At 58.4% G+C, this 19,863-nt stretch carries 22 protein-coding genes and 3 pseudogenes; 8 read left to right on the top strand and 17 right to left on the bottom strand.

Annotation, left to right across the window (positions count from 1 at the left end):
* Positions 1–66: 66 nt before the first annotated feature.
* Both RTP54_RS27860 and RTP54_RS27865 read left to right on the top strand, forming a co-directional pair.
* Positions 67–723, top strand: coding sequence for a helix-turn-helix domain-containing protein (locus tag RTP54_RS27860; protein ID WP_312367065.1), 657 nt, complete (start codon positions 67–69; stop codon positions 721–723).
* A 50-nt stretch (positions 724–773) separates the two neighbouring features.
* Positions 774–1,370 (top strand): hypothetical protein, encoded by a 597-nt coding sequence (locus RTP54_RS27865; RefSeq protein ID WP_312367067.1) that lies wholly within the window; start codon positions 774–776, stop codon positions 1,368–1,370.
* Positions 1,371–1,393: 23 nt separating this feature from the next.
* Here the strand turns inward: RTP54_RS27865 and RTP54_RS27870 are convergent, their stop codons facing one another.
* Entirely contained in the window at positions 1,394–2,125 is a 732-nt protein-coding gene (locus tag RTP54_RS27870) for an NAD(P)H-dependent oxidoreductase (protein ID WP_312367069.1), read from the bottom strand.
* A 45-nt stretch (positions 2,126–2,170) separates the two neighbouring features.
* On the opposite strand from RTP54_RS27870, the gene RTP54_RS27875 reads away from it, so the two are divergent.
* Positions 2,171–3,073 (top strand): LysR family transcriptional regulator, encoded by a 903-nt coding sequence (locus tag RTP54_RS27875; RefSeq protein ID WP_312367071.1) that lies wholly within the window; start codon positions 2,171–2,173, stop codon positions 3,071–3,073.
* 592 nt (positions 3,074–3,665) lie between these two features.
* On the opposite strand, the pseudogene RTP54_RS27880 reads toward RTP54_RS27875, so the two are convergent.
* Both RTP54_RS27880 and RTP54_RS27885 read right to left on the bottom strand, forming a co-directional pair.
* Positions 3,666–4,067, bottom strand: a pseudogene (locus tag RTP54_RS27880) (CoA-transferase); the annotation flags it as partial.
* Positions 4,068–4,507: 440 nt separating this feature from the next.
* Positions 4,508–4,786 carry a helix-turn-helix transcriptional regulator gene (locus tag RTP54_RS27885; RefSeq protein WP_312367075.1) on the bottom strand — a complete coding sequence of 93 codons (279 nt, stop codon included), beginning with the start codon at positions 4,784–4,786 and terminating at the stop codon, positions 4,508–4,510.
* A 105-nt stretch (positions 4,787–4,891) separates the two neighbouring features.
* On the opposite strand from RTP54_RS27885, the gene RTP54_RS27890 reads away from it, so the two are divergent.
* Positions 4,892–5,782 (top strand): LysR family transcriptional regulator, encoded by an 891-nt coding sequence (locus RTP54_RS27890; RefSeq protein ID WP_312367076.1) that lies wholly within the window; start codon positions 4,892–4,894, stop codon positions 5,780–5,782.
* A 52-nt stretch (positions 5,783–5,834) separates the two neighbouring features.
* Here the strand turns inward: RTP54_RS27890 and RTP54_RS27895 are convergent, their stop codons facing one another.
* On the bottom strand, positions 5,835–6,032 hold the full coding sequence (locus RTP54_RS27895; RefSeq protein WP_312367078.1) for a hypothetical protein: 198 nt from the start codon (positions 6,030–6,032) through the stop codon (positions 5,835–5,837).
* A 239-nt stretch (positions 6,033–6,271) separates the two neighbouring features.
* Entirely contained in the window at positions 6,272–7,156 is an 885-nt protein-coding gene (locus RTP54_RS27900; protein WP_312367079.1) for an alpha/beta hydrolase, read from the bottom strand.
* Positions 7,157–7,259: 103 nt separating this feature from the next.
* On the opposite strand from RTP54_RS27900, the gene RTP54_RS27905 reads away from it, so the two are divergent.
* Positions 7,260–7,865 (top strand): CGNR zinc finger domain-containing protein, encoded by a 606-nt coding sequence (locus RTP54_RS27905; RefSeq protein ID WP_312367081.1) that lies wholly within the window; start codon positions 7,260–7,262, stop codon positions 7,863–7,865.
* Positions 7,866–7,947: 82 nt separating this feature from the next.
* Here RTP54_RS27905 and RTP54_RS27910 read toward each other — a convergent pair whose 3' ends face one another.
* The 4 genes and pseudogenes from RTP54_RS27910 to RTP54_RS27925 form a co-directional block, all read right to left on the bottom strand.
* On the bottom strand, positions 7,948–8,700 hold the full coding sequence (locus tag RTP54_RS27910) for a DUF899 domain-containing protein (RefSeq protein WP_312367083.1): 753 nt from the start codon (positions 8,698–8,700) through the stop codon (positions 7,948–7,950).
* 129 nt (positions 8,701–8,829) lie between these two features.
* Positions 8,830–9,145 (bottom strand): annotated as a pseudogene (locus RTP54_RS27915) (plasmid stabilization protein).
* Positions 9,146–9,328: 183 nt separating this feature from the next.
* Positions 9,329–9,544: a DUF3072 domain-containing protein gene (locus RTP54_RS27920; protein ID WP_312367085.1), complete on the bottom strand. Its 216-nt coding sequence runs from the start codon at positions 9,542–9,544 to the stop codon at positions 9,329–9,331.
* A gap of 153 nt (positions 9,545–9,697) precedes the next feature.
* Positions 9,698–10,807, bottom strand: a complete 1,110-nt coding sequence (locus RTP54_RS27925; protein ID WP_312367087.1) for a flavodoxin family protein — start codon at positions 10,805–10,807, stop codon at positions 9,698–9,700.
* A 149-nt stretch (positions 10,808–10,956) separates the two neighbouring features.
* On the opposite strand from RTP54_RS27925, the gene RTP54_RS27930 reads away from it, so the two are divergent.
* Positions 10,957–11,553, top strand: coding sequence for a cysteine hydrolase (locus tag RTP54_RS27930; RefSeq protein ID WP_312367161.1), 597 nt, complete (start codon positions 10,957–10,959; stop codon positions 11,551–11,553).
* Between the two features lie 89 nt (positions 11,554–11,642).
* Positions 11,643–12,260 (top strand): flavodoxin family protein, encoded by a 618-nt coding sequence (locus RTP54_RS27935; protein WP_312367089.1) that lies wholly within the window; start codon positions 11,643–11,645, stop codon positions 12,258–12,260.
* A gap of 67 nt (positions 12,261–12,327) precedes the next feature.
* Here RTP54_RS27935 and RTP54_RS27940 read toward each other — a convergent pair whose 3' ends face one another.
* The 8 genes and pseudogenes from RTP54_RS27940 to RTP54_RS27975 form a co-directional block, all read right to left on the bottom strand.
* A complete protein-coding gene (locus tag RTP54_RS27940) occupies positions 12,328–12,933 on the bottom strand; it encodes a general stress protein (RefSeq protein WP_312367091.1) in 606 nt (201 codons plus the stop codon).
* A gap of 20 nt (positions 12,934–12,953) precedes the next feature.
* A pseudogene (locus RTP54_RS27945) lies at positions 12,954–13,094 on the bottom strand (PepSY domain-containing protein); the annotation flags it as partial.
* A gap of 638 nt (positions 13,095–13,732) precedes the next feature.
* On the bottom strand, positions 13,733–13,963 hold the full coding sequence (locus RTP54_RS27950) for a DUF6894 family protein (protein WP_312367163.1): 231 nt from the start codon (positions 13,961–13,963) through the stop codon (positions 13,733–13,735).
* Between the two features lie 450 nt (positions 13,964–14,413).
* Entirely contained in the window at positions 14,414–14,932 is a 519-nt protein-coding gene (locus tag RTP54_RS27955; protein WP_312367093.1) for a DUF3237 domain-containing protein, read from the bottom strand.
* Positions 14,933–14,941: 9 nt separating this feature from the next.
* The gene (locus RTP54_RS27960) at positions 14,942–15,736 is read right to left on the bottom strand and encodes an SDR family NAD(P)-dependent oxidoreductase (RefSeq protein WP_312367094.1); all 795 of its coding nucleotides are present in this window, start codon (positions 15,734–15,736) and stop codon (positions 14,942–14,944) included.
* A 54-nt stretch (positions 15,737–15,790) separates the two neighbouring features.
* Complete coding sequence (locus RTP54_RS27965) at positions 15,791–16,534, bottom strand: alpha/beta hydrolase (protein ID WP_312367096.1); 744 nt, start codon at positions 16,532–16,534, stop codon at positions 15,791–15,793.
* A gap of 97 nt (positions 16,535–16,631) precedes the next feature.
* Positions 16,632–17,462, bottom strand: a complete 831-nt coding sequence (locus RTP54_RS27970) for an alpha/beta hydrolase (RefSeq protein WP_312367098.1) — start codon at positions 17,460–17,462, stop codon at positions 16,632–16,634.
* Positions 17,463–17,864: 402 nt separating this feature from the next.
* Positions 17,865–18,605, bottom strand: coding sequence for a glucose 1-dehydrogenase (locus tag RTP54_RS27975; RefSeq protein WP_312367100.1), 741 nt, complete (start codon positions 18,603–18,605; stop codon positions 17,865–17,867).
* A 165-nt stretch (positions 18,606–18,770) separates the two neighbouring features.
* Here RTP54_RS27975 and RTP54_RS27980 point away from each other — a divergent pair, with 165 nt between their 5' ends.
* Positions 18,771–19,679 (top strand): LysR family transcriptional regulator, encoded by a 909-nt coding sequence (locus RTP54_RS27980; protein WP_312367164.1) that lies wholly within the window; start codon positions 18,771–18,773, stop codon positions 19,677–19,679.
* Positions 19,680–19,863 lie beyond the last annotated feature (184 nt).

Consider the following 19,863-nt stretch of genomic DNA (forward strand, 5'->3'; position numbering starts at 1 on the left):
AGCGTTTTACTCCGTTTTGATTCGAAGCTATAACGGAGCGATTTACTCCGCAAGAGGCATTGAGATATGAACCGGAAAGCTGCGCGGCACGCGGAAGCCGAACGAAATGACGAAGCGCTGCTGGCAGCGGCAAAAAAGGTTTTGGCGCTGGAGGGGCGTCACGCGAGCGTTGCCATGATCGCCAAGCGGGCCGGCGTCGGCATAGCCAGCCTCTACCGGCGCTACAGAACTAAGGACGAGCTTTTCCAGTATCTGTGTGAGTTGTCGCTGCAGGAATGGGTCAGCGCCGCTGAAGCTGGCTTGGCGAGTAGCGACCCTTGGGAAGGTTTCGCGGACTACATTCGCGCGGTTATCGCCTTTGGTGGCGGCTCGCTGGGACCAATCGCTGGCACGATCTCAATCACCGATGAGATGGCGTCCAGATTCACGAGGCTGGACGAACTCGTTGGCGTCCTTGTCGATCGATGTCACCGCGCCGGTGTGCTGCGAGACGACGTAACAAAGGTCGATATAGCGTTACTCCTGGAGCAGTTCGGAAAATGGTCGCTGGTCGATCAGTTTGAAGCTTTGGGTCGTGACGATTGGCTGGAAGATGCTCGAAACGCTCGCGATCGCCTTATCGCGATCGCATTGGATGGGTTGCGCGTCGGTCCTGAAAGATTGCCGCATTCGGCGCCGGCCAATGATCTTTTGACGCGACGATGGAGCGATCCTACAGGCTGATCGATCGGGGCCGAATCGATTGTTCGAAATTCTGGAGTGTAGGAAACGGAATGTCTGATCTGTTTGAGGTTCAACACCGCCTTCAGGCTGAGGCGGACGAGGTCGTGCGGGCTTTGCGGCTGGACGAAATTCTTTCTCGCGTGGGACAACCTGTCCGCGTTGGTAGCTCTGCTATGGGTCTGATGGTTCGCCGCGACATAGATATTACGGTCATCTGCCCGAAAATCGATACGCAAATATTTGAAGAATTTACCACTATAGGCGCTCGCCTGATGCAGGAATCAGATCTCGTCGTCGAGGTGCGCTTCCGTAACGATAGCGGAAAGTGGAACCGCGAGCCTGACAAATATCCAGATGGGCTCTACTTATGGCTGTCCGTCCAGACCCCGGAGCAAAAGAGCTGGACCGTCGACATCTGGCTTATCGATCAGCCGGAGCGACAGCCTGACATTTCTCATTTGCAAACCCTAATGCCGCGGCTGACCGAAGCGCATAGGGAAGCGATATTGAGGATCAAGACTCCCTTGGCCGAACATCCACGGAACGCTGACACGGTTTCGAGCGCTGCGGTGTATGAGGCTGTGCTGGATCATGGCATCCATACGCTCGCCGAGTTCGAGGCTTGGCAACGAGCGCGCAAGGAATGACGGGAACCCGATCGGCGCTTTGTTCACAAACCGCTCTTTGGTCGGCCCCGATCATCCCAGTCTTGCCATCCCGGAAAACGCAAGCAAGGTTCAGAGTGAATGGCGAGTAATCGGTCTTCCCACGCTCTGAGGCCATTTTCCAACCGATGCCTGGCGAGGCTTTCGTCTTCGTACGAATAGCCGTGTCCCTGCACTCCGAACGTCCATTGTGGACGCAAGACCGAAAAGCCGAGATAGTGAAGGGAGTATTGAACGGGCCAAAGCATGACCTCAGGGTCGCCGCCACGTGCACCCGGGCCGAAGGCCGCCTCCGGCGCGCCACTCGTAACCGATACCAGCGCGCGTCGGCCGCTGAAGTGACCGGCATCGTATCTCTTTCGGTTCGTGTAGATGCCGCCATTGAGAAACACACGGTCAAACCAGCCCTTCAAGATCGCAGGCGGCGCATGCCACCAAAGCGGAAACTGCAAGATGAGCAGGTCCGACCGTTCCAATTCAAGAAGCTCTTCTAGCACGTCATGAGGGACGGTATGGGTCGCGTAGGCATGCCGTTGCTCGGCGAGCGGTGAGAAGACGCCATCGTCTATTCGCTCAAGATAATGGTGGCCGCGTTCTATCGGGTCGAACGATTTGGCATAGAGATCAGATATATGGACCCCGTGCCCATTGTCGGTGAAGACCGCTCGTGCACGGTTTGTCAGTTCCGCGTTGAAGGACTTCGGCTCGGGATGGGCGTGGACGATGTGAACCTGCATGTCGTTTGCCTTTTCGGTTGCTGGTTCCAGGTTAGGTGTGCAGGATTGAACGCGAAAGGCTCGTTTTTGAACACGGAGCGATCAAAGTTGAACGCGAAACTCGACTGGGCGGATTTTTTTACAATTCTCCAGATTGCCGAAGCAGGTTCCCTTGCCGGCGCTGCCCGTGCGATCGGGCAAAGCCGGCCGACGCTGATGCGTCGGCTGAACTCGATCGAGAGGCGTCTTGGGGCTCGCGTCTTCGAGCGGTTTCGCCTTGGCTACACTCCAACCGATGCGGGTCAGGGTCTTCTTGATGCGGCACTAAAGATTCAAGCTCTTGCCCGTGACGCAGAGCGTGACGTTAGTGATCGGGATCGGCATCTTGCAGGCAGGGTCGTCTTGACGACGACGGATACGCTCTTTGCTGGGTTGCTCGCGTCCGAGCTGATCGGATTTCGCGAGCGATTTCCAAAGATCGTTTTGGACGTGCAAGTTTCCAACGACTTGCAGGACCTTATAAACCGTGAAGCCGACGTGGCTGTGCGCCCTACGAACGGTCCGCCTGAAAGCCTTTTAGGCCGAAAACTCGGTGTCATCAGACAGGCGGCGTTTGCCGCCACGTCTTTCGAGAGGCGACCCGATACTCCCTTGGTCGGCCCGAGTGAGACGCTTTCCTATCTCCCTCTACATACAGCCACTCGCAACATCGGCCTCGGTGTGTGCTCGATACGGGCAAATTCGATTCTGTCGCTATATCACCTCATTCGCGTTGGTGCCGGTGTCGGTATCTTGCCAACATATCTAGGCGACAATGATCCACTGTTGGCTCGCCGAACGGCGCCGCTTCCGGAACTGGACACGGATCTCTGGCTGCTGACGCATCCAGACCTGCGAAACACGGCGCGCGTGCGGGCAGTTCTTGATTGGTTCGCGAACTCCGCGACACTGCGCTCGAGGCTGAAATGACAACCTCGATTATTATCACGGGCAGTAATTCTCGCTGGTGGCCGTCGACGCCGTTGTCCTGATGACTGACGGCCACGTGCTGGCGTATGCGGTCGGGCAAGCGAACGCGATCTGCAATGGGCCTCAATGTCCATGCGCTTTTTTCGGCTGCGGATGGACAGGTCCGACAAGCCGCATTCAAGGGCGTTCCAGACGACAAGCCGGGCTCCCAGCTGGAGGCTGAAAATCCGGCATGCCCCGCCAAGACCGAATCGCCCGAGCCCGCGCCGACCACCAAAAACCCTCACGTGATAAGAGCGCCAAGGCGGAAGTCATGCGGTGCTAATCTCCAACCCGGACATACTTCCCGTGGTTGGATGCCGGCGGGGGACGGACAGCGCGTCGCCAAGGAGGATCTGGCCCGTTATCACCACTCCGGCGGCCCCTCGGCTGCCCCACCCGGTCAGCACACCAGCCGCAGGAAAGGGCCACTCTAGCTGGAACTGCATGACCCGGCCGGGATAGAAACTTCATTTCGACAATCAGCAAAAGCTGCTGAACTGCCCCACCTCACTTGGCGACTCACTCCTCGGGATTGAACCTCGTCTGGGCGTCAGCAGTCAGGCCTTTCCCACAGACGTGCGGAAAAGCGGTTGGGTGTCGAGCAGCTGCTACAAGTCAAAGCGCGATGGAAAAGGTGCGCTTCCGTCTTGGCCTGCAGCTCGTCGACCGTCACACCTGGGGCAAGCTCCACCAGGGTTAGCGCTGCATCGCCTCCCTTTGCCTCCTCGAAGACGGCAATGTCGGTAATCACGAGGTCCACGACGCGGCTGCCGGTAAGCAGTAGGGTGCACCGTTTCATCACCTTGGATTCGCCGTGTGCCTCGTGCTCCATCACGACGACGACCCGTTTGACACCGGCGACAAGGTCCATCGCGCCGCCCATGCCCTTGACCATCTTGCCGGGGATCATCCAGTTGGCGAGGTCGCCGTTCTCTGCCACTTGGTCACGCCCGCAGAATCGGCGTTGTCCAATCACAACATGATGAAATCACCGAGGCGCTCAGCAAGCGTAGCCCCTCACAGGCCGAGAAATGTGCAAGAGCGCACATTTCTTCGACCTACATGATCTATCGGCGCTTTTACTCGTTGCACTGAGGCGCAAATGGATGTGTCGCAGCGCACCTACCAGGCCGCCAGACGCCAGCCAAGCGGAAGCGATACGAGGACGACAGTTGCCGCGGGGTGTCCCCCTACGGCGTCCAGGTAGACTTTCGTGGAGCATCACCTGAACGGTGGTAGGGTTAATCCAGTGACAACTCGGCGACCGCACCGATATCGGCGTGGCTGCGGGAGATTGACTTGGTCCGGTGGGGAGAGAAAAGTAGCGCCCCGTGGTTGGGCCAGATCGCATAATGTATCGATTGGAATACGGCGGCCTTCGTCGCTGGAAGCTTACTTCGAGCTTCTTGCCGACGGCGGGCGACGTCCACTCTTGAGCGGTTCAATACCGGTCGTCCCATCGGGTATCTTCTGAAAAAATTCGGCGATCTCACACTCCATCGCTAGCGCGAGCTTTTCGAGTGTGACTATCGTGGGGTTCTTGCTGCCACGCTCTAGGTGACCTGCGTACGAACGCTCAATACCTGCCGCCAGCGCCAGATCATCCTGCGATATCTGCCGCGCAACCCGCAATCGTCGAAGATTCAGAGCGACCAGCTGCCGTACGTCCATCGCTGCAAAACAGCATTTGACAACCTATGAAACCACGTATTATAGAACTATGAAAGCGACCATTACGTGTGGCGTCGCGTAGCTGCACCTTCAAAGGAGGTTGCTATGGAACTTCGCCAACTGTCCTTCTTTGTTGCGGTCGCCGAGGAGCTGCACTTCAATCGAGCGGCTGCGCGGATGTGTATCGCTCAGCCGGCGTTGAGCGCGCACATCCAGGCTTTGGAGAAGGAGCTCGGCGTTCGGCTTCTGGAGCGCTCGACGCGGCGGGTCGAGCTGACGCGGGCAGGGGAGGTGTTCTACGATCGGGCAGTCAGGATCATCGGCGATGTCGGTCTGTCGATAGATGTGGCGCGATCGGCGGCGGGCAAGTCGGCCCGTACGATCAAGATTGGAACCGTCTATCCGGCAACGATAGGCGTGCTGCCGGCGTTTCTGTCGCGGATTGGCCGTAAGTTCCCTGATGTCGCGCTGCATGTCACGAGCGGCTCGACCAGCGACGTCATCCGCGGACTGGAGAACGGCCAGATCAATCTCGGCTTCATCCGCCCGGTCGAAAACATCGGCTCTTTGCGCTTCTTCTCGATCGCGCATGAGCGCTATCTGCTGGCGGTCGAAAAGGCGAGCCCGCTGGCCCTTCGAAGCGAGATCGATATCGAGGATCTGAGGGCAGAGAAGATCATCGCCTTTTCCCGTCAGAACCTTTCATATTCGGAGCGCTACTTTTCGGAGATGTTCGAGACCCATGGGCTGACGGGCAACATCGCCTACAGCTGCGACGACACCTTTTCGCTGGTGTCGCTGGTCTCCGCCGGCCTTGGTATCGGCTTTGCTCCGGAATGGACGAAGGATCTTCCGAACCGTGGTTTCGAGCTTCGGCCCGTGCGCGGTGTCGATCTGAAGATCGGGCTTGGAGTTGCCTGGAACAAAGAGGATCCAACTGCGTCGCGGGACGATATCATCGATATCGCCCGGTCACTGGCAAGGCCGGGAAGGTGAAGAGGGTCGAGCTCCGGTGACTCTCCGAGCAAGGGGGCAGAGTCCTATCTTGTTAATCGGGCTTCCTCTTGCTGTAGCGTTCCCGCAGCAGCTTCACATATCTGCGCCTCACATCATCGACGGATACGTCTCCAATGATCCATAGCCCGAGCAGTGCCTGGAATTCCGCATGGGTGTCCACCGGAAATCCGAGATCGCGCCACTTCGTAATGACACGCTCTGCGATAACTTTGCGTGTGACGATGGACACTCCCGTTCACCTGATGTGAGTTGGCCCGAGCTAGGTCAAACGACGATAGCTGAAGATTTGAACATTAACACCGCATTTCTCCGGTTCGACCTCTTTCGTAACGCTGCAGACGCAGGGTGCGGAGAGCAAAGCGCTATTTTCAGAGTTATGTGCACTGGTTGAACCGCGTCTCGCCGTCGCCCCGTTCCCCGCAGCGGCATGATCGGGGTTGGAAGCTGCCTTTCAGCTTCCAACACTAATCAAAGATTATCTTCGCGCGTCACATCGGCGATGAATTTACGCATCAGATGAATGCATTCCTCTGGATGAGTTTCCAGCAGAAGGTGAGTGCCATCAAGAAAATGCATGTCGATCCGGTGGAGATCCCGGACATATGCATCAGCCTCTGCGATATCGTAATAGGGGTCGTGGCGTCCCCAAAGGAGCAGCGTCCGAGGTTGGTGGTCGCGGTGATATGATACGCAGGCCGGGAAATTGGCCGCGTGAGAACTGTAGTCTGAAAAAATCCTCAGTTGCAAATCAATGCGTCCGGGCTGGCTCATGCGCTCCCAGTCGAGATGCCAGCCATCCGGTGCCACCAGCGGAACGAGATATTCTGGAATATCTCCGACATAGGTGTGCTTCACGCCTTCAAAGTTCAGCCATTCGGGAATTTTCGCCAGGTTTTCGGTGGTAGGATCTTCCCAGTACGATTTCACGAGGTTCCAAGGCTCCCCGAGACCCTCGTCATGGGCGTTGCCGTTTTGAACAATCAGGCCGAGCACGCGTTCTGGATACTTTATCGCCAAGGCATAGGCCACGGCAGATCCAAAATCATGCACGTAAAGAAAGAATCGATCCATGCCGACCTCGCGCAGTAATGAGTCGATTGTTTTGGCCATGGCGTCGAAGGTGTAGGGATAGTCATCGGGCGCCTCGGTGAAGCCGAACCCCGGCAGGTCGGGTGCAACGACATGGGCAACCTCGGACAGCGGGCCGATGACGTTGCGAAAATAAAAAGACGAGCAGGGCTGGCCGTGCAGGAGCAGCAAGCCCGGCGTGTCGCGCCGTCCCGCTTCCCTATAGAAGAGACTTACGCCGTTCAAATTGATGGTGCGATGTCTGGTTTTCTCAACGGTCTGCATGGGATCTCCTCAACTGCTATCCATAGCTAGGAAAACCGGTTAAGACTACTATACCGGTTAGCTTCTTGGCAACCGGATAACTGCTCTTATCTGGTTGAGATCCATGTCGAATAATGCGGATACCTGTTGGACGCCCGGACATTTCATAGGTGGAGACTCGGGGATCGACCTCGTCAACACTGTCTTCACTCGGCACAAGCCGGATCACGACAACGATTTGTTCAACTCCCCACGGGATGTCGGAAACTGGCTTCATTTCGCTGGACTGGCCACCAGAGTTCAGGCGAACGCAGTTTCGAGCATTCCCGCCACGGGTTTCCTGAACAGCGTTAGGCAACTGCGTGAGGCGTCCTTTTCGGTTTTCGATGCGCTCGCTGCCGGGAAACCACCATTGACGAAGGGGCTTGGCCGCCTATTCGAACTGGCAGCAAACGGGCTTGCAGAAGAAGGACGACTCAAGCTGATTGAACGCGAGAGTGCGCCCCAAGTCCTGCGCTTCGATGACCCTGAAGCCATTGTCGCTTTTTTGGCAACTATCTCGAGCAAGGCGTACTTCGTTCTGCCACGAGGGAGATTGCATGCCTGCCCGCGATGTGGATGGCTGTTTGTCGACACGTCACGAGGCGGGAAACGGCGGTGGTGCAGCATGCAGACTTGCGGCAACCGCGAGAAAACATCGAGGCACAAAGAAAAAATCGGATGGTTATAAGTCGACACGGGTTTCAGTTGCGTAAGTGACAGGTCGGCTCGCCGGCCAAAGTGCCCCAGTTGTCAACCGGCGACCAACGATGTCAGGCCCTACTCGCAGGTCCGTAGTGATCGTGAAGTCGCCACCACGTGTACGGCTCTGCCTGCGGTCGGCCGGGTGGTATGTCCTGCCAGGTTTCCTGTCGGCCAAGTGGCGTGAGGTCCAGGAACGTAAAGATCGGACCGATCGCTTCCACACCGCGTCCGTTCATGAAGTAGCTACGATAGGCGCGGGCTCCATCTCGAACAAAGACGTTGATGCCAAACATTTCATCGACATCGAAATCCCGAGAGAAGCGATCGTCCGACAACGTCACCCAAGGCGTCGACCAACCCATTCGCTGCTTATAGGCGGCGATCTTCTCCTGAGGCGCGGTCGACGCGAAGACGAGGGAGATGTCGCGTGCAGCCAAGTGCTCGTGATGAGTGACACTGTCTGCAAACATCGAGCAGCCTGAGCATGCGCCGTCCGGCCAGTTTTCCACGTCGGGAGCATAAAAGAAGCGGTAGATGATGAGCTGGTGTCTGCCAGCGAAAAGACCCAGCAGGTCCGTTTCGCCGTCGGCCGTCAGGAACCTGTAGTCGGTCGCCACTTCCATCATCGGCAGCCGTCTCCGCTCGGCCGCCAGCGCGTCGTTTTGCTTCATCAACGCCTTCTCTTTGGCAAGCAGCGCGTGTCGCGCATGCTCCCACTCTTCCTTCGCTACGACCTTGGCCAGTCGATATGCCGCGCGGTCGAAGACGGCGCCGGAATTCCGGGTGGTTCGTTTGCCAAATGAAGATCCTCCAAAATGCATGGGCGGCGGCTTCCCGTGGCTTCGGGACCAAAGCGGCAGACGCTCATGTCCTATCCGAAGCCAGGAAAGCCTACGGTACGCCCCGCCAGCAGCGGGCAAAATGGTAACTATGCGTGGCGCTCGCCATGCTCAATGATGGGCGCTTTCCGCATTTTCGCTTACGGGTTGCAGCGGCTCTTTTTGCGGACGCTGACCTTTCTGCTTTCGGTCTTGCTGCGGCCGCTTTTCCGCCTGTTCTTCCGCCCTTTTCAGATGAGGCATGACTTTCCTCATGTCCACGGCCCGAGCCGGACTTGTTGCCGCCGCCGCTCTCCTTGTTCACTGTGGCCCAGGCACGACGCTCGGCCTCCTTTTTCGGAACGCCACGGTCTTCGTAGCCCTCTTCGATATGTTCGGCCTTGCGCTTCTGCTTGTCCGTGTATGCGGACTTGTCACCTCGAGGCATCGTTTCGCTCCTTCTGGCTACCTTCGGCTCAAACTCATCGATGACAGGCAATGTTCCCTTCAGGCCAATCTAGTTTCTGGCTGGCTCGAGAGAGCGAAGGCCCTGACTCTCCGGCTCTAATGTCGGTCTTGATCGGGCTTTGGGGGAGCCGGTCACAGCCCCGGTTGCTCCGATGGCACAAGATCACTCCAGATCGAGTTTTTGCTTCAGTCGATCGATCCGTTTCGATGCCTCGGCCTTCGTCAAGGCTTCGGCGTAGGCATCAGGAAGATGCGCTTGTTCCGACAGTGTTTTCAGATAGGAGCGCTGTGCGCCGGTCATTGGCTCGTCGCCGCTCACCCAGTCGTCCGGATCTTTTTCGGTGTTGGATGAAGTGTCGGTTTTTGGCTTCTTGTTCATCGTAGCCTCCCAAATTTTATCGCGAACGTTCAGTCCGCGTCAGGGTTCCAAATCGTCGAGGTCCTCATGTCTCCCGCGTCACAGCCGCCTATCTCAAGAGACCCTGGTTCCGAGCGACGCGATCGGGTTTCCCGGACAAGCCGCTCGCAGTACCTACTTCTCACGGGGCTGTTTGAGGCGCGCTCCAGCAGAGATCATCCGTCCGCTGCGCTTGGCCAATACGGCCTCTCTCAATGTCAGGGCCGCGTTCCTGACCTCGTCCTGCAGATTGTCGTCCTTGTCCAAGTCGGCATGGCCCTCGGCGTAGTTCTTCCAATAGCCGATATAGCGATCGAGCTCAGCGAGAGCGCCAGCCGATTCCAGTTCCATCGATCGAAGCCAGTCGACCAGGCCGCGCCGCGTGTTTTCCGCGCCTTCGGTGTCGCCATGCACAACGACGGAGAAAATCCGACCCTTGAGATGACGCGGGTAAGCCCAACCGTCCATCTCGATTTTCTTGGCAATCGCCGCGTCCTTTCCCTGCGTGCTCGTGGGATCGGGGTTGCCGCCGTCGGCGCATACCAACCTATCCATCATCAGCTTGAGCGGTGAGGTCGGACTATACCAGTTAACCGGGGTGATGATCATGACGCCATGCGCCGCGACCCAGAGCGGATAGATCTCGTTCATCCAGTCCTGCACTTGGCCGAGGCTGTGGTTCGGATAGCAGGAGCATGGCCAGTGACAGAGTGCCGGCGAGGTCGAGAAGCAAGCCTTGCAGGGGTGGATGTTCCGACCGTACTCAGAGGCGAGCCGGTCGAGCGACAGGATATCGACCTCAACACCTCCCTTTTCCTCGATCGACGCCTTGGCCAGCTCCACCATGCGGTATGACTTGGATTCTTCGCCCGGACAGGTGTGCTCGCTTCGAGCCGAGGCGTTGATCAACAGAATTCTAGGCGTCCGTGTCTTGTCGTCATGACGTGCTTTCGCGCCATCGATCGCCTTTTTCGCGGCAATCCAGTCAACAGAGAGTTCGTAGGCCGGATCTTTAAAGCCGGATCCCGCGCTGCGGGTGTGGGGGCTCTTTCTCGAGTGCTTGTAGGCATCCCATGCGGCATTGGCGACGTCAGTGAGCTGCGATTTCAGCGGTTCAAACGCTGGGTCCTCAAACTGCATGAGATATCGTCGCGTGAATTCTCGCTTGTTGAGCCTCGGACTGGGCATGCCCTTTCGCGGGGTGAGGATCGGGTCGAAATCGGGCGTGTCCGCATGTGAGGCCATTGACGCTCTCCTGTCTCACGAGAGAACGCGAAGCCTGCAAGAAGGTTCGCAAAATGCCCATGGTGATTGGCCTATGGCAAAAACGCCGGCATCTGGGAACCTGTCCGGCGGCTTGCGGGTTCGGTCAAATCTCAAGGAGGCAACCGCGCATGAAACCACTCGGCAACTGGCGGCATATTTGCGTCGATGCCCAGCAGATGTTTTTGGAGCAGTCGCCCTGGCACGTGCCGTGGATGACCAAGGTGCTACCGCAGCTTGTCGAAGTGTCGGAACGCCATGCATGCCAGACAATCTTCACCCGATTTATGCCACCTCAGCATGCGGGCGACGCCGCTGGAAGTTGGAGGGATTACTATCAAAAGTGGTGGATGATGACCGGCGAACACCTGCCCGAAGAATTGCTCGAGCTGGCGCCCGTGCTTCAGAACCTTGTGCCGGCGGCCCGCGTCTTTGACAAAACGACCTATTCGCCCTGGGTCGATGGCAGGCTGTTTTCCCAGTTGCGACAGGAGGGCGTAGAAACTGTCGTCGTGACTGGCGGCGAGACGGATATGTGCGTTCTGGCGACCGTTCTCGGCGCGATCGATCTCGGATTTTGGGTCACGGTCCTTCGCGATGCGATCTATAGCGGCGCCGATGAAACGCACGATGCCGCCATCGATCTGCTCAGCGAGCGGTTTTCGGTCCAGCTCAACCTCGTAAAGACCGAAGAATTCCTATCGGCGATCTCTCGCCGTGAAACGTAATGCAGTTCGGAGCGTTAACGGCGACATCCAGAAGTCGTCTGGTCGCTTTTTCGACCCGGTGAGCCCGTTTCCAGCGAAAGGATCCGTCGATGTCCCTGAAAGCGCTTGCCTTCAACTGCACCTTAAAATCCTCCGCCGCCTCCGAGGCGTCGTCCACCGATAAACTCGTGAAGCTTATTTCGGCGGAATTCAAAAAGCATGGCGTCGACACCGAGACAATCCGGTTGGCGGATCACAACGTCAAACCAGGCGTGACCTCCGACGAGGGCGAGGGAGATGACTGGCCCGATATACGCAAGAAGATACTCGATGCCGACATTCTGCTTATCGGCACGCCCATCTGGCTCGGGCAGCCATCCAGTGTATGCAAGCGTGCGTTGGAGCGCATGGACGCATTTCTTGATGAAACGGACGACAGAGGGCGCATGGTTTCTTATGGCAAAATTGCCGCCGTTGCCGTTGTCGGCAACGAAGATGGCGCCCATCACGTTTCCGCGGAGGTTTTCCAGGCACTCAATGACGTCGGCTTCACGATTCCGGCCAATGCTGTCGCGTACTGGGTTGGCGAAGCGATGGGCTCTACCAACTTCGTCGATCTGAGAAAGACCCCGGATACAGTGAAAACTATGATCGCAATGCTCGCCCGCAATGCATCCCATCTTGCCGGTCTGCTGAAGAAATCTGTATATCCGGGTGACGAAAACTAAGGTCCCGCGGCAATCGCCAAAAGAAACGGCCCCATCGGGGCCGCGTCTAACGATGGGGTTTATCGTGTCAGCGCATGCTTTCGAGGCGCAAACGCTCCTTCTCGATCTCCTCGGCTGTATAGGGATCGCGCGCCTCGTCAAATTGCGTCCAGCCCTGCTCGGCGTAAGAGGCGCGGCGCTGGACCGGATCAACCCAGCTGCCCCGGCGCAGGATGGCTTCCGCATCCGCGTAGAGCGCGTTATCCACACGAGCCGTGACGACCGCGCCGCCGCGGCGCACGCCTTCAGCATAGACATGCGCATGTTCTTCCGGAACGCCAGATTCCGTCATCGCACCGATGATTCCGCCGGCGGCCCCGCCGGCGACAGCCCCTGCGGCTGCACCTGCTGCCGTGGCGGCAAGCCAACCCGCTGCCACGACCGGTCCGACGCCCGGAATTGCCATGACGCCGAGGCCTGTCAACAACCCGCCGACACCGCCGATTGCCGCACCGACGCCCGCGCCGGTCCCTGCCCCCTCAGCCGCATTGCTGTCATGCGCAGTCCCATAACGCGCGGAAGCATTATTGGAAACGATGCTGATATCGTCGGAAGGCACGCCGCGCTCTTCGAGAGCGCTCACTGCTGCGCGTGCGTCGGCATAATCATCAAAAAGTCCGGTAACGGTTTTCATCAGGGATCTCCTTGCGCGCATTAGTTGGCGACAATGTTGCCTTGGTAATCGAGCGCGACTTGCATTGACTTGCTGCCCTTCATCGCGGTGGCGCGCCAGACGCCGGTCTCGTCGAGTTTTGGCCCGGTGATCTCGCTGTAGCCGCCCTCAGTAAAGCTGTCTAACAAACTCAATAAGGCCGGCTTTCGTTCCTGATTTCATTGAGGATTGTCGGGGACGATGCCCGTAAAGCTTGCGGCCATGGACAGCGCGAAGTCGGAAACATGCGGGTCACTTGTTAAGCCGGCGCCGGAGTTGTCCTAGGAAGCCCGCCTGGTCTTTTCGCTCCGAGACGGAACTACCCCCTCGTGCGTGAGTTTCACCAAAGGCCAAGCGGCGGCAAAACACACTCCAAAGAGAAAGAGGGTACAATGGCGCAGTCCCCTAGCAAGACTATCGGCGGGTCAGAGGAATTACGCGAGCACTTTGCCGAGCTCGAAGAGGAAAGCCCCGCGGGAGATCCCCCATCCGTCGCTACGCTTTCCGCGGAAGAGCAAATCGCAGATTTGCGCCGGCAGGTCATTGACCTGCAGGAGCGGCTGGCTGCCATACGGGAACAGACCGAGGGGGTGTCCCTCCCTCCACCACGAACCGATGTTCACCCTTGGCTAAGGATTGTCATAACGGCGGCGACCACGTTTGCTCTCGCCCGTTTGTTGCAGCATCTCCGGTTGGGCACGGCGGGAGCAGCGATCGTACCCATGCTGACGAATCGACTCGAGGGCAGGTTCAGATAACGCCTCGCACGCTGGGTGCGGAGTCAAGTCAGCCAGCGGTTGCGGAACGTCAGAGTGGCAACGGAGATCGGCTTCCCGAACTCACTTCGCACTGAAACGGAAATCTCAGTCCCGTCTCCCTGTGGAAGTTCGTCGCGCGCCACGTCGACGAGAATACGTGCAACCTCCAGCATCACGGCGTCGCGGGAGTCGAGATCCAGTCCGTGATCGTCTGCAGTCCCAAAGCAAGACCCAATGAGTAGGAATAGAGCCAGCGCGCGAAACGACCGGGGCGTATCGGGGCTGGCGCTTCGCGATCATCCCGTTTCATTTTTGGGTCTTACGCATACTTAGCCTTTCGTCTTTCTGAAACATGTAAAGTTACGGAATCGAGGATATCGAGATGCGAAGACGAATGCGACCAGCGCCGTCGAAATTGCGCTCGATATCGCTAAAGCTCAAAGAGATTTGGGATACATACCCCCGATCAGCTGGCAGCAAGAGCTGAAGGAAATCACGCCGACAGGTTCTCTAACGCGTAGCATTTCGCCATCAAGCGGCAGAGGAACGCCTGTCGACCGCACCGATTACTGTGAACGCTGAAGACTGCAAGCAGCGACGTCGAGCACGCCGCTGCCGCAGGCCTTTCAGGTTGATCTGACGATACTGCGGATTAGACCATGACAAGCGACAAGCCAACTGCACTCCGTGTACTTGTACCAATGCTACTCCAAAGAGAAAACACGATGGATGGCACTGCCATCTGCGAGGCGCGACGTGCCCACGGCGAGTGTCCTGTTCAGCCATGCGTAACGTGGATCCGAGACTTCGAATTCAACTGCTGTCCTAAAGTAGAAGCTCTCGGGCTGTGGCCCGATATCGGGCTTATGAAGATCAAGGGCATGCTCTCGCTCTTCAGGTTCAGCCCAAAATCGGCCGCGCCACGTTACATAGATTAGAGCGCCATCATCCGTGCGCAGAACCAGCCGAACATCGAGATGCAGGGTTCCGTCCGGGGTCTCGCGAACCCAATCTCCCCCGCTGTCCGCGATGACCTCGCCCCGAATGGCGGGACCTGCAAATTGGCCTCCTTTGATCAGATAGACCGAGCGATGGCCACCTGGATATTGGCCAATGTCCAGAACCTCGTCATGCAGTGCAATTCGAGCCTCGAAGAGGAACGAGAGTTGCGGGGGGCTGAGTTGGATACTTGCGTCGGCAGGAGTGTGAGACATGTTAGACATGACGGTTCCTTATGCTGCCAGTCCGGTGGGTGAAGGATCAACTTCTGTGGATGTGCCACCCCCGTCCACGAGGAATTCCGAGCCGGTCAGATAGCGCGACTCTTCAGCGGCCAGGAAGACGATCATGTTTGCCACATCCTCCACCTCTGCCAGCCGGCCGAGCGGTGAGAGCATTCGACCATATTCTTCGGCAGACAGTCCCGTTCTTCCCGACGCATACTCGACCATCGGCGTTCGCACGTAGGTCGGGTGAACGGAGTTGACACGGATGTTGTCACGACCGAACTCCGCCGCCAAATGCTTGGTCAGGATACGGACCCCGCCCTTGGCCGCTCCGTAGGCCGCGTGCTCAGCCGAGCCCTGGAGGCCGGCGATCGATGAGAGATTGACAATCGAGCCGCCACCCTGCTTCCGCAGATACGGCGCGACGTACTTGGCGCCGAGGAACGTGCCGGTGAGGTTGACCGCTATCATCCGGTTCCATTGCTCGAGGCTTGTCTCCTCCACCGAAGCGATGACATAGATGCCGGCATTGTTGACCAGCACATCGATCGCGCCGAAACGTTCGACAGTGGCGGCTAGAGTCCTCAGCCAATCGGCTTCGGACGCGACATCTTGAACCAGAGCCAGGGCTTCGCCGCCGCTCCGCTCGATCAGCTCCGCCGTTTGTCGCGCCGCCGCTTCCGTGATATCTGTAACGACGACCTTTGCGCCGCCGTCGGCGAAGAGACGGGCAGTCGCACGACCTATGCCACCGCCGGCCCCTGTCACCATGACAACCTTGTTTTCAACGGTTACCCGCATTTTTTCTCTCCATTTCTATTGTGAACTTAACCGGATAAAGGGCCGGCCTGGTTTTTATTCTTCGGCGGCCTGGATGATGACTTGTGCGATCGCATCCGGCTGCGAGATATGAACGCTATGACTGGCAGCGACTTCGCTCGTCTTTGCTCTGGAACGTTCGAACATGAAGCGCTGAAGATCCGCGGAAACGGTCCTGTCCTTCGTCGCGACGATGCCGTAGCTGCGCTTATGGCGCCAAGCGGCTACCGGCAATTCGACCCCGAAGGATGAAATCGCCGTCGGTGTCTGCGCAGCCGCGAGGAAAGCGGCGTCAGCCTCGGAAAGATCGGCGGCAACATCGTAGCGAAGCGACGCTGGTTCGACGATCATATATCCGTCGCCAACATCGCGGATGTGGCTCTCCATCGGGAATCTGGCGTTGAGAGCGGCGATGCTTTCTCCTTCGTCGGGCTGAAACGCGGCGACGAACACGAGAGCCTTGACGTTCGGATCGACGCCGGCAACCGAAATGACGGCGCCGCCGTAGCTGTGACCGACGAGAACGACCGGACCGTCATGGATCGCGAGCACGCGCTTGGTGGCGGCGACGTCCTCATCGAACCCCGTCAACGGCATTTGTACGATGCTGACGCGATATCCCTGTCCAACCAGGCGGTCGTGGACCGGCCGCCAGGTCGAACCGTCCATGACGGCGCCATGAACCAGAACAATACGGGGCTTTTCGGCCGCCGCAACCGGCGCCGCCGAGGTGACCGCGAGGGTCGTCGCCATCGCAGCCATGAGCTTCTTTTTAAGCACAGCAAATCTCCTACAGGGAGGTTGGTGGAAGTTTGGATCGCGAGCGTCCGGGCCACCAATTGCCGAACCGTCCAATCGGTCCGACAACGGTCTTGGATCAGGAGCGGACGAAGGCCAATAAATCGGCGTTGATCAGATCCGGATGGGTCGCGAACATCCCGTGCGAAAGGCCCTCATAGGTTTTGAGCGTACCATTCTTCAGCAGCTTGATTGCTTTGTGAGCCGAGTTGTCGATCGGAACGACCTGATCGTCGATCCCGTGCATCACCAGAACCGGCATGGAGATCGCTTTCAGATCTTCGGTGAAGTCCGTCTGCGAGAAAGCCGTGATGCAATCGTATTGTGCCTTGGCGCCGCCCGCCATGCCTTGACGCCACCAGTTGTCGATGAGCCCCTGGCTGATCTTGGCGCCCTCACGATTGAAGCCGTAGAAGGGGCCTGTGGGAATGTCGATGAAGAACTGCGCCCGGTTGGCGCTCAGCGCCTTGCGGAAGCCGTCGAACACCGCCATCGGCAGACCGTCGGGATTGGCTTCGGTCTTCAGCATGATCGGCGGCACGCCATTGATCACGACCGCCTTTGCAACCCGTCCGGGCTCGGCGCGGGCAACGTAGCGCACAACCTCGCCGCCCCCCGTCGAGTGGCCGATATGCACGGCGTTCTTGAGATCGAGTTGGCGGGCGAGTTCGGCCACATCAGCCGCGTAGGTGTCCATCTCGTTGCCCGTATCGGTTTGGTCGGACCGGCCATGGCCGCGGCGATCATGGGCTATCACGCGATAGCCCTGCGACAGGAAGAACAGCATCTGGGCATCCCAATCGTCGGCGCTGAGCGGCCAGCCGTGGTGAAAGACGATCGGCTGGGCATCCTTCGCTCCCCAGTCCTTGTAAAAGATGCGCGTTCCGTCGGTAGTGGTGATGGTGGACATGCTCGTTGCTCCTTGAGGGGTGGGGTGACTGAGCTTCGCGGCGGGCCGTTCGGCCGCCTTGGCAACGTCAGGGCCAATGAGAGGAAAGGCCGCTGCCGCTGTCCCGATAGCGAGAACGCGCCGTCGGGAAAGGGATGGCGCGTCTCCGCGCCGATGTTCGGGTTGAGTTGTCACAGTTTCTACCTTGTTGTTCGGAGACGAATCATTTTCCGTCGATTCTAGACACGTCGCCGCTCACGACTGCCGTTCAGCCGGAACACCAGTTGAGCCGACTGAAGGTCGGAAGCGGAGAATGCCCTGGACAAGATGATCTCCGCCAAAACCGCCGAGGAACCACCTGAGCCGCGCCTGCGCGGATCATCTCATCAAGGGCAAGAAGCATCATTGCTGGGGCAAGCTTGCCTACTGTGCGAGATATCCCCCGTCGGCGGCGTGGAAACCGCCTGTCAGAAACGACGCCTGATCGGACAGCAGAAAGCTTGTCAGCCCGGCGATCTCGTCCGGCTGGCCGATACGCTTTAGCGCATGAAGATCGGCCAGCGTCGCCCGTTCTTCCTTTGTCATCTCCTTCGCCAGAAGGGGCGTATCGATGAAACCCGGTCCGATCGCATTGACGCGAATCCCCTGCGCCCCGTACTCGAGCGCCGCAGCTTTGGTCAGGCCGACGACGCCGTGTTTTGCGGCCGTGTAGGAGGCCGAACCAGCCACCGCGGCGAGCCCGAGGATTGACGACATGTTGACGATCGCGCCGCCGCCACCGGCCAACATGGCAGGGACTTCGAACTTGAGACTGTAAAAGACACTCGACAGGTCGATGTCGATCACGCGTTGCCATTCCTCCACCGAAACATCGGCGATGGATTTGGTCTGGACGCCGACGCCGGCATTGTTTACCGCCAGATCCAGGCGCCCGAACTCCGTCATAGCGAAACCTACCATTGCTTCGACCGAAGCTGGATTGGCGACGTCGACTTGGTAGGCCCGGGCGGATTCCTTGCCGATTTCTGTCGCAAGCGCTGTCGCGCGATCAATGTCCAGATCCGCGACGATCACACGCGCGCCGTCGGTCGCCAGCTTTTTAACCACGGCCTTGCCAATACCGGATGCACCTCCGGTCACGATTGCAATTTTCCCAGTCAGCATAGTTTTCTCCTAATCGGACGACAAAAATCGATGGATCGTCAAAGTGAACGGGACCGATGCGTGCACGGGTGGCCCTACTCTTACGTCGTCGACTGCTAGACAGGTGGGGGGTGGCCGGTATTATTGTAGGCCGTTGCCAACGATATCAGAATTCGCACAATGATAATGTCAGATGCTTTTGCCCCGGCTTTATTGCGGACATTCGTATCCGTGTGCAGCCATGGAAGTCTTACCCGCGCTGCTGCCCAGTCAGGCAGGGCACAGTCCGCCATCAGCACTCAGATCCGAAAGTTGGAGGACCTTGTCGGACATCGCCTCCTTAGCAGGACAGGTCGCGGCGTCGTGCCGACGACCGAGGGTGAGGTGTTTTTGGGTTTCGCCAAGAGAATTCTGGCACTGGGCGAAGCGGCGGCGTCACGGCTTGACAAAAGTAAGTCCACCGCGACAGTCCGGATGGGGCTCGGCGAGGATATCGCGCCATCCCTTTTACCATCAGCTTTGGCACGTTTGCGCCGCACCCACCCGCATATCCATCTCGACATCTGCATAGATGAGGCGGACGCGTTGGCGCAGCGGTGGGGAGAAGGCTATTACGATCTTGCCATCGCCTCGACCTCTGCCTTCGCGTCAGAGCCGCTGAACACGTGGCAAATGGATCTGCATTGGGTCGCAGGGATTGACTACGAGATCGATGAAACGCAACCGCTTGACATCATCGTCTACGGCGGGCAATCCGAACGCAGACGCCTGATGTTTGAGAGCCTTTCCAAGGCGGGTCGCGAGTTTCGCGTCGCCGTGACCAGTTTCAATCTGCAGGCCATTGCCGCATCCGTCGAAAGTGGCTTGGGCGTCAGCCTGTTGACCTCCAGCAACCTCGTCGAGGATAGGACCAGGATCGTCACGATATCACCAGGGGAGGCTCCGGCACTGTCTCATCGCTACGGCTTGTTCGTCACCAGCCGCACGAACGCGAGCGTAAATTCGGCCATACAGCTGCTGAGTCAAACCCTCAACATCCTCACAATTCCGCCTCTCTCTCCGACCGCGCAGCCGCCGCTGAGCGAAGCAAAATGAAGCGTATTCCTACCGATGTGTTTCAGCGGAGAGACTTTCACCGCTGGGGGCAGGAACTTCTGACGGTAGGAGAAGATTTTCGCGATCGGCGCTCGAGGCGCGCGCAGGATTATCGGATCGCACCAGTGATCAGGCGTGCGGTTGCCATTGCATTTCCTTCAAATCTCGCTTGGTCGGGTGGCAC

The organism is Ensifer sp. (genome assembly GCF_031989085.1).
In the GTDB taxonomy this organism is placed as follows: domain Bacteria; phylum Pseudomonadota; class Alphaproteobacteria; order Rhizobiales; family Rhizobiaceae; genus Ensifer.

Bases quoted from the DNA above. Each gene is read 5' to 3' on its own strand.
- RTP54_RS27920 (WP_312367085.1), bottom strand. From the start codon at position 9,544: ATGAACAAGAAGCCAAAAACCGACACTTCATCCAACACCGAAAAAGAT.
- RTP54_RS27960 (WP_312367094.1), bottom strand. From the start codon at position 15,736: ATGCGGGTAACCGTTGAAAACAAGGTTGTCATGGTGACAGGGGCCGGC.
- RTP54_RS27930 (WP_312367161.1), top strand. From the start codon at position 10,957: ATGAAACCACTCGGCAACTGGCGGCATATTTGCGTCGATGCCCAGCAG.
- RTP54_RS27925 (WP_312367087.1), bottom strand. From the start codon at position 10,807: ATGGCCTCACATGCGGACACGCCCGATTTCGACCCGATCCTCACCCCG.
- RTP54_RS27940 (WP_312367091.1), bottom strand. From the start codon at position 12,933: ATGAAAACCGTTACCGGACTTTTTGATGATTATGCCGACGCACGCGCA.
- RTP54_RS27980 (WP_312367164.1), top strand. From the start codon at position 18,771: ATGTCAGATGCTTTTGCCCCGGCTTTATTGCGGACATTCGTATCCGTG.
- RTP54_RS27870 (WP_312367069.1), bottom strand. From the start codon at position 2,125: ATGCAGGTTCACATCGTCCACGCCCATCCCGAGCCGAAGTCCTTCAAC.
- RTP54_RS27890 (WP_312367076.1), top strand. From the start codon at position 4,892: ATGGAACTTCGCCAACTGTCCTTCTTTGTTGCGGTCGCCGAGGAGCTG.
- RTP54_RS27865 (WP_312367067.1), top strand. From the start codon at position 774: ATGTCTGATCTGTTTGAGGTTCAACACCGCCTTCAGGCTGAGGCGGAC.
- RTP54_RS27910 (WP_312367083.1), bottom strand. From the start codon at position 8,700: ATGCATTTTGGAGGATCTTCATTTGGCAAACGAACCACCCGGAATTCC.
- RTP54_RS27975 (WP_312367100.1), bottom strand. From the start codon at position 18,605: ATGCTGACTGGGAAAATTGCAATCGTGACCGGAGGTGCATCCGGTATT.
- RTP54_RS27885 (WP_312367075.1), bottom strand. From the start codon at position 4,786: ATGGACGTACGGCAGCTGGTCGCTCTGAATCTTCGACGATTGCGGGTT.
- RTP54_RS27970 (WP_312367098.1), bottom strand. From the start codon at position 17,462: ATGTCCACCATCACCACTACCGACGGAACGCGCATCTTTTACAAGGAC.
- RTP54_RS27935 (WP_312367089.1), top strand. From the start codon at position 11,643: ATGTCCCTGAAAGCGCTTGCCTTCAACTGCACCTTAAAATCCTCCGCC.
- RTP54_RS27955 (WP_312367093.1), bottom strand. From the start codon at position 14,932: ATGTCTAACATGTCTCACACTCCTGCCGACGCAAGTATCCAACTCAGC.
- RTP54_RS27860 (WP_312367065.1), top strand. From the start codon at position 67: ATGAACCGGAAAGCTGCGCGGCACGCGGAAGCCGAACGAAATGACGAA.
- RTP54_RS27905 (WP_312367081.1), top strand. From the start codon at position 7,260: ATGTCGAATAATGCGGATACCTGTTGGACGCCCGGACATTTCATAGGT.
- RTP54_RS27900 (WP_312367079.1), bottom strand. From the start codon at position 7,156: ATGCAGACCGTTGAGAAAACCAGACATCGCACCATCAATTTGAACGGC.